Source organism: Streptomyces sp. NPDC088915 (assembly GCF_044749825.1).
Lineage (GTDB): Bacteria > Actinomycetota > Actinomycetes > Streptomycetales > Streptomycetaceae > Streptomyces.
In genome coordinates this window covers 116,535-129,437 of the sequence record NZ_JBIVIR010000020.1, presented here as the reverse complement: position 1 = coordinate 129,437, position 12,903 = coordinate 116,535, and the positions used below count along the sequence as shown (strand labels likewise).

Genomic DNA, 12,903 nt, shown 5'->3' with positions numbered 1-12,903 from the left:
TCTTCTCAGCGGACTTCCGCCCACGGCCAGCACGAGTACCCCGGGGAGCGGTCACACCAGCCCTTTGACCTGCGTCTTCAAGTTGGCGGAGGCTCAGTGGACCGCCCTGCGGACCGTCAGCCGCTAGAAGACGCCTCCTCGGCCTCCGCGAGCGACCGCAGGTACGCGGCCGTCTCCGGATCGGCCGGGATCAGCGTCTCGATGGCCAGCTCGGCGACCGTCACGTCCATCGGGGTGTTGAACGTCGAGATCGACGACACGAACGACAGCACCCGCCCGTCGTGCTCGATCCGCATCGGCAGCGCGAAGTACGGATACGGCTCCGCCTCCGCCCCCTCCGGTCCGTCCTCCGCGCCGGGAGGCGGCGGATACGCCGCCACCTCCTCGTACAGCGCGCGCAGCGACTCCGAGCGGACCAGGCCGATCTGACGCTCCATCTGGGACAGCAGATGGGCCCGCCACTCCCGCAGGTTCCGGATCCGGGACGCCAGGCCCTCCGGGTGCAGGGCGATCCGCATCGCGTTCAGCGGCGGGGCCAGCAGGTGCTCGGGCAGCCCGTCGAGCAGCAGGTGCACCCCCCGGTTGGCCGCCACCACCGTGTACGAGCCGTCCACCACGAGCGCCGGGTACGGCTCGTACCCCCGCAGCAGCCGCTCGACGCCCTCCCGGAGCGCCTCCAGGCGCGGGGCGTCGAGCGGCGACTCCGTGTACCGGGGGGCGTAACCGGCGGAGAGCAGCAGCGCGTTCCGCTCCCGCACCGGCACCTCCAGGTGCTCGGCGAGCCGCAGGACCATCTCCTCGCTCGGCCGGGAGCGGCCCGTCTCCACGAACGAGATGTGCCGCGCCGACGAACCCGCCCGCAGCGCCAGCTCCAACTGGCTCAACCGGCGCCGCTCCCGCCAACCGCGCAGCAGCGGCCCCACTCCCGTGTCGTTCACGACGGTCGTCATGGCCAGACGGTATCCCAGAGGGGCGGGCCGGGTACCTTTCCCGGGAACCCCCGCGCACCTTCACCGCCGCCCGCCCGCCACCCCACCGGAGGGAGCACCGCCGTGCCCACAGAACCGCTGTCCCAGAAGGAGATCGAGGACCGTCTGAGGGAACTCCCCGGCTGGTCCGTCGAGGGCGACCGCCTCACCCGCGCCTACCGGCTCGGCGACCACTTCGCGGCGACCGCCCTCGTCGTCCACGTGGCCCAGATCCAGCAGGAGCTGGACCACCACTCCGACCTGACGCTCGGCTACGACTCGGTCGCCCTCTCCGTCCACACCCACTCGGCCGGCGGCGCCCTCACGGAGAAGGACTTCGAACTCGCCGAACGCGTCGAACGGATCGCCCCCGGCCACGGCGCCCGCTGACCCGTTCCCGGCCCGCCCCGGCCCCACGGGCCTCCGTAGGATCACCGCCATGGCGGAGACCGTGCTCGACTACGAGACCGAGGCAGCGCACTACGACCGGACCCGGGGCGGCGTGCCCCGGGCCGAGGCGGCGGCCGCGGCCGTCCTGCGGCTCGTGCCGCCCGGCGCCCGCACCCTGCTCGACCTGGCCTGCGGCACCGGCCTCGTCACCGAACGGCTCGTCCGCCCCGGCCTGCGCGTGTACGGGGCCGACGCCGCGCACGCGATGCTGCGGGTCGCCGCCGGGCGGGTGCCGGGCCGGACCGTGCGCGCCGACGCCCGGCGCCTCCCGCTGCCCGACGCCTCCCTCGACGCGGTCTGCGCGGTCTGGCTGCTCCACCTCGTCCCCTTCGCGGCGGACGTCGTCGCGGAGGCCGCCCGCGTCCTGCGGCCCGGCGGGGTCCTGATCACCACCGTCGACAAGGACGCGGCCCACGACGTCGGCAGCGACGTCGACGCGGTCCTGCGCCCCCACCGCTCGACCGGAGCGGCCTCCGACGGCTCCGGCCGGATCACCCGGGCCGCCGCCGCCCACGGCCTCGACCCCGCTCCCGGCACCCACTTCTCCGGCCACGGTCAGGGCGGCACCCCGCGCGACACCGCACGGAAGCTGCGCACGGGTCACTTCGCCTCCTGGTTCCGCGGCGACCCGGCCGCCGTCGACGCGCTCGCCGCCGCCCTGGCCATCCTGCCGGACCAGGACCGGCGCCGCCTCGACCCCCGCTACCGGCTGGCCTCCTTCGTCAAGCGGAGCTGACCCCCGCCCGGCCGTACGCGCCGGGGGCGCCGGGACCGTCGAAACGGCCCCGGCGCCCCCGGTGTCCTCCGTGCGGACGGTCAGGCGCCGACGTGGAACTCCGCCGGGTCCGGGCCGAGGCGCCGGTTCTCGTCGAGGGCGGCGATCCCGGCCAGGTCCTCGTCGTCCAGCTCGAAGCCGAAGACGTCGATGTTCTCGCGGATGCGCGAGGGGGTGACCGACTTCGGGATCACCACGTTCCCGAGCTGGAGGTGCCAGCGCAGCACCACCTGGGCCGGGGTCCGGCCGTGCTTCTGCGCGATCGCGACGATCGCCGGGACCTCCAGGAGCCCCTTGCCCTGGCCGAGCGGCGACCACGCCTCGGTCACGATGCCGTGCCGGGCGTGCGCCTCGCGCGAGGCCTGCTGGGGGAGCTGCGGGTGCAGCTCGATCTGGTTGACGGCGGGCACGACCGACGTCTCGCCGATCAGCCGCTCCAGGTGCTCCGGGAGGAAGTTCGACACGCCGATCGCCTTCGCGCGCCCGTCCGCGAGGATCTTCTCGAACGCCCGGTACGTGTCGACGTACGCGTCCTTCGCCGGCACCGGCCAGTGGATCAGGTACAGGTCGACGTAGTCGAGGCCCAGCTTGTCGAGGGAGGCGTCGAAGGCGCGCAGCGTCGTGTCGTAGCCCTGCTCGCCGTTCCACAGCTTGGTGGTGACGAACAGGTCCTCGCGCGCGATCCCGGCCGTGGCGACGGCGCGGCCGGTGCCCTTCTCGTTCTCGTAGATCGCGGCGGTGTCGATCGAGCGGTAGCCGGCCTCCAGGGCGGTCGCCACGACCTTCTCCGCCTCGTCGTCCGGCACCTGCCAGACGCCGAAGCCGAGCTGCGGCATCTGCACGCCGTTGTTCAGGGTGACCTGGGGAACCTTGCTGTCCGTGCTCACGTGAGGGAGATCCTTACGTCGTGTGGTCGTACGGGGGTACTCCCAGCGTCAACGATCACGGGCCGCCGCGCATTCCGCGACGGGCGTTACGGTTGTCCGGGATCCCGCACCGGCCCCGCCCCGCCCCGCACCGGCCGGCCCCCGTCTCAGCCGTACAGCGCCGCGACCTCCGTCGCGTACGCCCGCTCGATCGCCCTCCGCTTCAGCTTCAGGGAAGGGGTGAGCAGCCCGTGCTCCTCGCTGAAGGGGTGCGCCAGGATGCGGAAGGTCCGGATCGACTCGGCCTGCGAGACCAGCGTGTTCGCCGCGACCACGCCCCGCCGGATCTCCGTCTCCAGGGCCGGGTCGCGCACCAGCTCCGCCGGGGCGAGCGGTGGCCGCCCCTGCATCGCGAGCCAGTGCTCCACCGCCTCCTGGTCGATCGTCACCAGGGCGGCGACGTACGGCCGGTCGTTGCCGACGACGATGCACTGGGCGATCAGCGGATGCGCCCGCACCCGCTCCTCCAGGGCGCCCGGGGCGACGCTCTTGCCGCCCGACGTCACCAGGATCTCCTTCTTCCGCCCGGTGATCGTCAGATAGCCGTCCTCGTCGAGGCTGCCGATGTCCCCGGTGGCCAGCCAGCCGTCGTTGAGGACGGCGGCGGTCGCCTCCGGGTCGTTGAGGTAGCCGGAGAAGACCTGGCCGCCGTGCAGCCACACCTCCCCGTCCTCCGCGATGTGCACCGTCGTCCCCGGCACCGGCTGCCCGACCGTGCCGTACTTGATCCGCTCCGGCGGATTGGCCGTGGCGGCCGCCGAGGACTCCGTGAGCCCGTACCCCTCGAAGACCGTGACCCCCGCCCCCGCGAAGAAGAGGCCCAGCCCGCGGTCCATGGCCGAACCGCCCGACATCGCGTGCCGGACCCGCCCGCCCAGGGCCCCGCGCACCTTCCCGTACACCGTCTTCTCGAAGAACTGGTGCTGGACGCGCAGCGCCGCCGACGGCCCGGGCCCGCGCCCGAACGCCTTCTGCTCCAGCGCCTCCGCGTACGCCACCGCCACCTCCACCGCCTTGTCGAAGGGGCCCGCCCTCCCCTCGCCCTCCGCCCTGCGCCGGGCCGCGCGGAAGACCTTCTCGAAGACGTACGGCACGGCCAGGACGAAGCTCGGCCGGAAGGCCGCCAGATCGGGGAGCAGTTCGGCCGCCGCCATCACGGGCTGGTGCCCCAGCTTCACCCCGCCCCGGACCGCCGCGACCTCCACCATCCGCCCGAAGACGTGCGCCAGCGGCAGGAAGAGCAGCGTCGAGGCCTGTTCCCCCGACCGGGAGCGGAACACCGGCTCCCAGCGGCCCGTCACCATGTCCGTCTCGAACATGAGGTGGGAGTGGGTGATCACACAGCCCTTGGGCCGTCCGGTCGTGCCCGACGTGTAGATGACCGTCGCCACCGTCTCGGGGGTCACCGCCCGCCGGTGCCGGTGCACGACCTCCTCGTCGATGCCGGCCCCCGCCGCCGTCACCTCCTCCACCGCGCCCGCGTCCAGCTGCCACAGCCGCCGGAGCCGGGGCAGCCGGTCGACCACCGAGCCGATCGTCATGGCGTGGTCCTCGTGCTCCACCACGCACGCCGTGACCTCGGCGTCGTGCAGCATCCAGAGGACCTGGTCGGCCGAGGAGGTCGGGTAGACCGGCACGGGCTGCGCGCCCAGCGTCCACAGGGCGAAGTCGAAGAGCGTCCACTCGTACCGGGTGCGGGCCATGATCGCGACCCGGTCGCCGAACCGCACCCCCTCCGCGACCAGCCCCTTCGCGAGGCCCAGGACCTCGTCCCGGAACCGGGCGGCCGTCACGTCCCGCCACTCCCCGTCCGGGCCCTTGCGGCCGAAAGCGATCCGGTCCGGGTCGGCCAGGGCGTGTGCGAACACGGCGTCCGCCAGACCGCCGACCTGAGGCGCCGCCTCGACGGGCGGCACGGTGAACTCGCGCACTGACCTGCTCCTCGACGGCTCGATGGCTGAAAAAGCCCGTTGGTCGCTCTCCGTACGGCGCGGGCGACGGTACCCCACCCGCCTGCCCGGCGGGAGGACCTTCACCAAGCCGGGACATTCGCCGTTCCCACAGGTCAGAATGGGTGGAGGAGCCAAGTCGGGGGCGCGGCCGGGGGATTGCGTACCGGGCGGTACGCCCGCCGGGCGCGAATCTCCACGGAATCTGTACGGACCGCTCACGGCGGACCCCTCGCGCGGCGCGCCCGCGCGGAACCGGCGGCTCCGTCAGCGGGGGCGGTGCAGGCGGTCGCCGCCCGCCAGGATCGCCTCCGCGAGCGCGTCGGCCGCCTCCTGCGTCTCCCCGCCCCGGCGCCCCTTCCGCAGCACGAAGCCCACCTCGCCGAGGTCCGGCAGGCCCGCGCGGGCCGGCACCGGGACGAGCCCCGGCGGCACCAGGCCCCGGGTGTGCGCCATCACCCCGAGCCCCGCGCGGGCCGCCGCCACGTTCGCGCTCAGGCTGGAGCTCGTGCAGGCGATCCGCCACGCCCGGCCCTGCGCCTCCAGGGCCTCCAGGGCCCGCGCCCGGGTGATCCCCGGCGGCGGGTACAGGATGAGCGGCACCGGCCGGTCCGGTTCGAGCCGCAGCCCCGGCGACCCGATCCAGATGAGGGAGTCCTCCCAGACGAGCCGGCCCCCGCTCTCCGTGCCCCGCCGCTTGGCCAGGATCAGATCGAGCCGGCCGGCCGCGAGCCGCGCCTGGAGCACCCCCGAGAGCCCGACCGTCAGCTCCAGGTCGACCTCGGGGTGCTCGCGCCGGAAGGACTCCAGGATCTCCGGCAGCCGGGTCGTCACGAAGTCCTCCGACGCGCCGAACCGCAGCCGCCCGCGCAGCCGCGTCCCGCCGAAGAACGCCGCCGCCCGCTCGTGCGCCTGGAGGATCGTCCGCGCGAAGCCGAGCATCGCCTCGCCGTCCTCGGTCAGCTCCACGCGGTGCGTGTCCCGATTGAAGAGCGGCCGCCCGGTCGCCTCCTCCAGACGCCGCACGTGCTGGCTGACGGTCGACTGGCGCAGCCCGAGCCGGTCCGCGGCCCGCGTGAAGCTCAGCGTCTGGGCCACGGCGAGGAAGGTGCGCAGCTGGGTGGGCTCGTACACGGGCCGAGGTTATCGCGGTGCGTGATGACAGTCAGAGGGCTGTACGGGATTCCCGATCACCGGGCCGTGGAGCAGGATGGACGCGCTCGTACCCGCGCCCGTACCCGTGCTTGTACTCGTACCCGTGCCCGTACCCGCCCCTCACCCGTGCTTGTACTCGTACCCGCGCCCCGTCCGCCGCAGCACACAGACAGTGGAGCCCATGACCCCCCGCACCACCGGCCGCGCCCTCCGCCCCCTCTCCCGGCTGCCCGTCGACGGGTACGTCCTGGCGCTGCTCGGCACGGTCGTCCTCGCCGCGCTCCTGCCCGCCTCCGGGACCGCCGCGACCGTCGTGGAGGGGGCGTCGACCGCGGCCGTGGCCCTCCTCTTCTTCCTCTACGGGGCCCGGCTCTCCACCCGCGAGGCCCTCGACGGCCTCCGGCACTGGCGGCTCCACCTCACCGTCCTCGGCTGCACCTTCCTGCTCTTCCCGCTCCTCGGCCTGGCCGCGCGCGGACTCGTCCCCGCCGTGCTCACGCCCCAGCTCCACGACGGGCTGCTCTTCCTCTGCCTGGTGCCGTCCACCATCCAGTCCTCCATCGCCTTCACCTCGATCGCCCGCGGCAACGTGCCCGCCGCGATCTGCGCCGGTTCGTTCTCCTCGCTCGCCGGCATCGTCCTGACCCCGCTGCTCGCGGCGGCGCTCCTCGGCGGCAGTACGGGCGGCCTCTCCGCCGACGGGATCCTGAGGATCGTCCTCCAGCTCCTCGTGCCGTTCCTCGCCGGCCAGTTCCTGCGCCGCTGGGTCGGCGGCTTCCTGGTCCGCCGCAAGAAGGTCCTCGGACACGTGGACCGGGGCTCGATCCTGCTCGTCGTCTACACCGCTTTCAGCCAGGGCATGGTCGCCGGCATCTGGCACCTGGTCACCCCCGCCCGGCTCGGCCTGCTCCTCGCCGTCGAGGCCGTCCTGCTCGCGGTGATGCTGGCGGTGACCTGGTACGGGGCCGGGCGCCTCGGCTTCGACCGGGCCGACCGGATCGCCATCCAGTTCGCCGGCTCGAAGAAGAGCCTGGCGGCCGGACTCCCGATGGCCAGCGTCCTCTTCGGCCCCCAGGCCTCCCTGGCCGTCCTCCCGCTGATGCTCTTCCACCAGATGCAGCTGATGGTCTGCGCGGTCATCGCCAAGCGCCGCGCCCACGACGGGGAACCGACCGCCCCGGAACCCCACGCGCACGCCCTCCCCGAAGAGAAGGTGGCGTAGGCCGGATCACACCCCGGGCAGCCCTGGATGATCATCGGGGCCGCTACGGTGCTCCCATGCCCGCACTCGATCCCGGCCGCACCGCGCTCGTCCTCGTCGACCTCATGGAACGCATCGTCGCGCTGCCCCTCGCCCCCCGCCCCGGCACCGACGTCCTCGCCGCCTCCGCCCGGCTCGCCGACACCTTCCGGGACGCCGGCGCGCCCGTCGTCCACCTCCGCGTCGAGCGCCCGAACACCGCCGCCCAGCCGCCCGGCAGCGAGCTCGTCCCCGACCTCGTGCGGGACGGCGACCCGGTCGTCGTCAAGCGCACCATCGGCGGCTTCCAGGACACCGGCCTCCACGAGCTGCTCTCCGGCCTCGGCGCCACCACCCTCGTCCTCGGCGGCGTCGCCACCAACCTCGGCGTCGAGTCCACCGCCCGCGCCGCCTGCGACCTCGGCTACGACCTCGTCTTCGCCGAGGACGCCATGTCCGCCCTCACCGCCGACGAGCACCGCGCCTCCGTCGCCCTCGACTTCCCCCGCCTCGGCACGGTCGCCCCCGTCGCCGCGATCACCCTGGACGGCCCGGAGTGACCCCGGTGCCGATACGGTACGGGGCCCGCCCCTGCTCCCTCGTCGTCTGCCGCGGCTGCTGCTGCGGCGACGCCCGCAAGAACCCCGGCACCGACCACGAGGCCCAGCTCGCCCGGCTCCGCGCGGCCGCCGCGGCCTCCGGCGGCCGGCTGGCCGTCCGCACCAGCGACTGCCTCGGGCCCTGCGCCCAGGCCAACATCGTCGTGGTGCAGCCCTCCACCGAGGGCCGGCGGCGCGGCGGACGGGCCGCGTGGGTCGGGTTCACCCTGGACGACGACTGCCTCGACGACATCCTCGCCTGGGCGGAGGCCGGCGGCCCCGGCATCGCCCCGCCCCCGGCGACCCTGGCCCTCCACCTGGTCGACCCGCCGAAGAACTGAGCCGCGTCCGGGTCCGTACGGAACCCGTGGAGCACGGACCCGGGCGGCGCCCGTGCCCCCCACGGGCCCTTGTCACGGTCGGCCAAGCGGTACGGGCGAATGTTGGTGGTTTACGTCACCGGTTACCCATCAGTCGCTGGCAAGACTGGGTGGTCCTGCCGGACGACCGATCACCTAGGGGGACCCTGAGCATGACGGGCACTCGCATTGCCGCGCTCGGGCACTACCAGCCCGCCAAGGTGCTGACCAACCACGACCTCGCCGCACTCGTCGACACCGACGACGCGTGGATCACCAGCCGGGTCGGCATCCGCACCCGGCACGTCGCGGGCCCCGACGAGCCCGTGGACGAACTCGCCGCGCACGCCGCCGGCAAGGCCCTGGCCGCCGCCGGCCTCGTCCCCGACGACGTCGACATGGTCCTCGTCGCCACCTCCACCGCGATCGACCGCTCGCCGAACACGGCCGCCCGCGTCGCCGCCCGCCTCGGCATGACCGGGCCCGCCACCCTCGACCTCAACGTGGTCTGCGCCGGCTTCACCCACGCCCTGGCCACCGCCGACCACGCCGTACGGGCCGGCGGGGCCCGCCGCGTCCTGGTGATCGGCGCCGACAAGATGACCGAGGTGACCGACTGGACGGACCGCACCACCTGCGTCCTCGTCGGCGACGGCGCGGGCGCCGCGATCGTCGAGGCCGTCGAGCCCACCGGCGACGGGGGCGGGGACGGGCCCGCCCCGGGCATCGGCCCCGTCCTGTGGGGCTCGGTCCCGGAGATGGGCCACGCCGTCCGCATCGAGGGCACCCCGCCCCGCTTCGCCCAGGAGGGCCAGAGCGTCTACCGCTGGGCGACCCAGCAGCTCCCCGCCCTCGCCCGTCAGGCCTGCGAGCGCTCCGGCATCACCCCCGACAAGCTCGCGGGCGTGGTCCTCCACCAGGCCAACCTGCGCATCATCGAGCCGCTCGCCGCGAAGATCGGCGCCGCCAACGCGGTCGTGGCCCGCGACGTCGTCGACTCCGGCAACACCTCCGCCGCCTCGATCCCGCTGGCCCTGTCCAAGCTGGTCGAGCGCGGCGAACTGCCCTCCGGCGCCCCGGTCCTGCTCTTCGGCTTCGGCGGCAACCTCTCGTACGCGGGCCAGGTGGTCCGGGTCCCGTGACGGATCCCGCGCGGCCGGGGCGGGGGAGGCGCCCGTGCCCCGTTCGGCGGAGACCGGTGGCGGCGCGCCGGAGGCGGACCTAGCTTCGAACGCGGTGAGGGTCGTGTTTCCGGAAGCGGAACCGCTCCGCGTCCGGGCCCTCCCGCGACTGGAGGAACGCCATGCGCGCGATACGGGGTGCCGCTTCCGCCGCCCTGCTCGGTGCCGCCGCCGTGATGACGGCGGGCCCGGCGGCCCTGGCGGTCGAGGACGACGGCACCATCACGTCGTTCGGCTTCTCCGTCACCCCGGCGACGGTCGCCCCCGGCGGCACCGTCACCCTCACGTCCGAGGGCTGCGAGGAGCCGTCCGTGACGGTCACCTCCGGAGTGTTCGACACCGTGACCCTCGAAGAGGGCCGCCCGGGCACCGCGACCGTGGACGCCGAGGCGAAGGCCGGCGCCCAGTACGAGATCACCTTCGACTGCAAGGGCGAACGCGGCACCACCACCCTGACCGTCACCGGGGGCGGCACCTGGGAACAGGACGCCGGCATCACTGACCCCGCCGACCCGGTCGTTCCCGTCGGACCCGCCGAACCCGTCGCACCCCTCGACCCCACCGAGGCCGGAGGCACCGGCGGGCACGACACCGGCAGCCGCCCCGACACCCACACCGGCGCCCAGAAGGGCGTGAAGGCCGGGTACGGGACCGACGGGCTCGGCACCGCCGAGGTGGTGACGGGCGTCCTGCTCATCGCCGGCGCGCTCGGCTCCGCCGTCGCCCTGACCCGCCGCCGCACCGCCGACGGCCGCCTCTGACGGCCGGGACCGGGGGGCCCTGACGGCCCCTCCGCCCCGGTGTGACGAGGTCCGGGACGGAGGGGCGCCATGCGCGACCACACGACCGCGCGATCACCGCGGTCGTGTGGTCGTCGCGGACATCGTGCCGTCGCGGACATCGTGTCGTCGTGGAGGAGAACGGGAGTGGAGCGAACGGACGGTACGGGCCGGCACGGCGCCTGGGGCCTCGTCGCGGTCGTCCTCCTCGTGGGGGTGCACCTCGTACGCGGCGGTGCGGAGGAACTGCGGGCGGCGGACCCGCCGCAGCCCCTGGCCGCGGCCACCCCCGACGGCACCCGCGCCGACGCCGCCGTCCTCGCCCCCGTGTCCGTACCCGGCCCGCTGCCCGCCTCGCCCCCGACCCGGGTCCGCGTCCCGGCCGTCCGCGTCGACGCGCCCGTCACGGGGGTCGGGCTCGACGCCGACGGCTGGATCGAGGCCCCGCCGCCAGAGGACGACCGGCTCGCGGGCTGGTTCACCGGCGCGGTCACCCCCGGCGAGCGCGGCACCGCCGTCGTCGTCGGACACGTCGACACCCCGGGCGGACCGGCCGTCTTCTACGACCTCGGCGCCGTCCGCGGGGGCAGCCGCGTCGAGGTCCTCCGCCGCGACGGCAGGACCGCCGTCTTCACCGTGTACGGGGTCGAGGTCGTCCCCAAGGAGGGCTTCCCCGCCCGGCGGGTCTACGCCGACTCCGGCCGGCCGGAACTGCGCCTGATCACCTGCGGCGGCACGTTCACGGAGGAGAGCGGCTACGAGGGCAACGTGGTGGTCTCGGCCCGGCTGACCGGAGTCCGCTGACCCCGCTCGCCGTCACCCTCGCCAAGGGGCCCGGGCCGACCTGACGGACTCCCTCCGAAACATTGGCCTGGACCGCAGGACGGTCGTCAAGGTGACTCCCACGGAGCCGGCGTCGGGGGGCGTCGGGCTCCCACAGCCCCGCATCACGCTCCGTACGGGCGAAAGCGCCCCTCGTGCGTACGTCCGGACATTCCGGACCGGATCGAGGTCGCCGGGGCCGCCCCACCCCACTGACCACGGAAAACGCTGGTGAAAGGCGCCTGAAACCCCTGGTAGAGTTATCTCTGTCGCCGCGGGGGAAACCCCGAGACGACAAACACCCGGTCCGGGTGGCGGAATGGCAGACGCGCTAGCTTGAGGTGCTAGTGCCCTTTATCGGGCGTGGGGGTTCAAGTCCCCCCTCGGACACAGAGAAGAAGTGCCGGTCGATCTCGCATCGACCGGCACTTCTCGTATGCGGCCGCGCCCCGCCCCCTCAGCCTTTCCGTGCCACCACCAGCCGGCACACCGGGCTGCCGTCCCCCCGGCGGCCCAGGGACTCGACCGGGACGTGGCTGACGTCGAAGCCGGCCGCCTCCAGGCGGGCGCGGACGTCCGCGAGGCGGAAGGTGCGGTAGTACATGACGAAGGGCGGGCGCCGGAGCGCGTTCCTGGCCCGCATCGCCGTGTCGAAGCCCCACAGGATCCAGTAGGGGCGCGAGCCGACGCGCGGCGGGGCCGGCAGGGGGAAGGCGAAGGTGCCGCCCGGGCGGAGGGCGGCGTGGACCTGGCCGAAAAGGACGCGCTGCTCCTCCGGCAGGAAGTGGCCGAAGGCGCCGAAGCTGACCGCCAGGTCGAAGACGGGGCCGAAGGGCAGGTCCAGGGCGTCGGCGCGGACCAGGTCGGCGTCGGGGTGGGCGCGGCGGGCCTCGGCCAGCATGCCCGTACTGAAGTCGACCCCCGTGACCCGGCCCGTGCAGACCGCGCGGAGGACGCCGAGCCCCGCGCCGGTGCCGCAGCAGACGTCGAGGCCCGAGTCGAACGGGCCGAGGGCCTCCAGGGTGCGGGTCACCGCGTCCAGGAGCCGGTCGGAGGTGCGGAAGGGAGTCGCGTCGAACTTGTGCGCGAGCAGGTCGTAGCCGTGCTCCACCGAGGAGAGGGCCTGGACGGTCAGTTCGCGGAGCGTCGGACCCTGCGGAGTGAACATGACCCCCGACCCTATGCCGTGCCGGCCCGTGCGCGTCAGAGCGCGCTGCGTACCGAGGACGCCGACCAGGCCGGGGCGACGCCCGTCAGCTGGCAGGTCAGCAGGTACAGGGGGATCGGCGGCGTGTAGGGCGAGGTGCCGTCGGGGTGGTGGATCAGCCGGGGCCGGCGGTCCGGGATCACCGCGCCGGACGCGTAGCAGGCGGGCAGCGGCCAGGTCAGGTCCAGGTCGGAGCCGGCCGGGACGAGCCACCACCACCAGTCGGCGTCGGCGTAGACGCAGCCGTTGACGGGCAGCCGGGAGAGGATCTTGAAGCCGAAGCGGGCCGGGACCCCGACGGCGTCGCGGCCGAGGCCGGGGTGCAGGTCGGCGGGGACGGCGAGCCGGGTGGTGGCGTCCGGCCGTCGGGAGCGTACGGGGCCCGCCGGCCCCGGGTTCTCGCGGGAGGGGACGTCCGCGGCGCGGCGGTCGTCCCGTTCGAGACGGAGTTCCAGGGGGCGGCCGGCGGCCGGGACCAGGCCGAGACCGGAGT

The 12,903-nt window shown here is 74.4% G+C and carries 14 protein-coding genes and 1 tRNA gene; 9 read left to right on the top strand and 6 right to left on the bottom strand.

Going from position 1 to position 12,903, the window contains the following annotated elements:
* Positions 1–116 precede the first annotated feature (116 nt).
* Positions 117–950 carry a helix-turn-helix domain-containing protein gene (locus ACIP5O_RS31280; RefSeq protein ID WP_401299396.1) on the bottom strand — a complete coding sequence of 278 codons (834 nt, stop codon included), beginning with the start codon at positions 948–950 and terminating at the stop codon, positions 117–119.
* A 102-nt stretch (positions 951–1,052) separates the two neighbouring features.
* Between ACIP5O_RS31280 and ACIP5O_RS31275 the strand changes: the two genes are divergently transcribed.
* Both ACIP5O_RS31275 and ACIP5O_RS31270 read left to right on the top strand, forming a co-directional pair.
* The gene (locus tag ACIP5O_RS31275) at positions 1,053–1,358 is read left to right on the top strand and encodes a 4a-hydroxytetrahydrobiopterin dehydratase (RefSeq protein WP_401299394.1); all 306 of its coding nucleotides are present in this window, start codon (positions 1,053–1,055) and stop codon (positions 1,356–1,358) included.
* Positions 1,359–1,419: 61 nt separating this feature from the next.
* Positions 1,420–2,154, top strand: coding sequence for a class I SAM-dependent methyltransferase (locus ACIP5O_RS31270; RefSeq protein ID WP_401299418.1), 735 nt, complete (start codon positions 1,420–1,422; stop codon positions 2,152–2,154).
* An 80-nt stretch (positions 2,155–2,234) separates the two neighbouring features.
* On the opposite strand, the gene ACIP5O_RS31265 is transcribed toward ACIP5O_RS31270, so the two are convergent.
* The 3 genes from ACIP5O_RS31265 to ACIP5O_RS31255 form a co-directional block, all read right to left on the bottom strand.
* On the bottom strand, positions 2,235–3,029 hold the full coding sequence (locus tag ACIP5O_RS31265) for an aldo/keto reductase (RefSeq protein WP_401299415.1): 795 nt from the start codon (positions 3,027–3,029) through the stop codon (positions 2,235–2,237).
* 197 nt (positions 3,030–3,226) lie between these two features.
* Positions 3,227–5,050 carry an AMP-dependent synthetase/ligase gene (locus tag ACIP5O_RS31260; protein ID WP_401299392.1) on the bottom strand — a complete coding sequence of 608 codons (1,824 nt, stop codon included), beginning with the start codon at positions 5,048–5,050 and terminating at the stop codon, positions 3,227–3,229.
* 285 nt (positions 5,051–5,335) lie between these two features.
* A complete protein-coding gene (locus tag ACIP5O_RS31255) occupies positions 5,336–6,202 on the bottom strand; it encodes a LysR substrate-binding domain-containing protein (protein WP_401299389.1) in 867 nt (288 codons plus the stop codon).
* A gap of 202 nt (positions 6,203–6,404) precedes the next feature.
* On the opposite strand from ACIP5O_RS31255, the gene ACIP5O_RS31250 reads away from it, so the two are divergent.
* The 7 genes from ACIP5O_RS31250 (at position 6,405) to ACIP5O_RS31220 (ending at position 11,593) form a co-directional block, all read left to right on the top strand.
* Positions 6,405–7,445, top strand: a complete 1,041-nt coding sequence (locus ACIP5O_RS31250; RefSeq protein ID WP_401299387.1) for a bile acid:sodium symporter family protein — start codon at positions 6,405–6,407, stop codon at positions 7,443–7,445.
* Between the two features lie 56 nt (positions 7,446–7,501).
* Positions 7,502–8,023, top strand: a complete 522-nt coding sequence (locus tag ACIP5O_RS31245; RefSeq protein WP_401299384.1) for an isochorismatase family protein — start codon at positions 7,502–7,504, stop codon at positions 8,021–8,023.
* Positions 8,020–8,403 carry a (2Fe-2S) ferredoxin domain-containing protein gene (locus ACIP5O_RS31240; protein ID WP_401299381.1) on the top strand — a complete coding sequence of 128 codons (384 nt, stop codon included), beginning with the start codon at positions 8,020–8,022 and terminating at the stop codon, positions 8,401–8,403. Before ACIP5O_RS31245 ends, ACIP5O_RS31240 begins: the two co-directional genes overlap by 4 nt.
* Before the next feature lie 191 nt (positions 8,404–8,594).
* Positions 8,595–9,563: a beta-ketoacyl-ACP synthase III gene (locus ACIP5O_RS31235; protein WP_401299378.1), complete on the top strand. Its 969-nt coding sequence runs from the start codon at positions 8,595–8,597 to the stop codon at positions 9,561–9,563.
* Positions 9,564–9,724: 161 nt separating this feature from the next.
* Positions 9,725–10,363 carry a hypothetical protein gene (locus ACIP5O_RS31230; RefSeq protein WP_401299376.1) on the top strand — a complete coding sequence of 213 codons (639 nt, stop codon included), beginning with the start codon at positions 9,725–9,727 and terminating at the stop codon, positions 10,361–10,363.
* A 165-nt stretch (positions 10,364–10,528) separates the two neighbouring features.
* The gene (locus tag ACIP5O_RS31225; RefSeq protein ID WP_401299373.1) at positions 10,529–11,185 is read left to right on the top strand and encodes a class F sortase; all 657 of its coding nucleotides are present in this window, start codon (positions 10,529–10,531) and stop codon (positions 11,183–11,185) included.
* 323 nt (positions 11,186–11,508) lie between these two features.
* A tRNA-Leu gene (locus tag ACIP5O_RS31220) sits at positions 11,509–11,593 on the top strand.
* Positions 11,594–11,660: 67 nt separating this feature from the next.
* Here ACIP5O_RS31220 and ACIP5O_RS31215 read toward each other — a convergent pair.
* Positions 11,661–12,371, bottom strand: a complete 711-nt coding sequence (locus ACIP5O_RS31215; RefSeq protein ID WP_401299370.1) for a class I SAM-dependent methyltransferase — start codon at positions 12,369–12,371, stop codon at positions 11,661–11,663.
* Between the two features lie 35 nt (positions 12,372–12,406).
* On the bottom strand, positions 12,407–12,865 hold the full coding sequence (locus ACIP5O_RS31210; protein WP_401299412.1) for a hypothetical protein: 459 nt from the start codon (positions 12,863–12,865) through the stop codon (positions 12,407–12,409).
* Positions 12,866–12,903 lie beyond the last annotated feature (38 nt).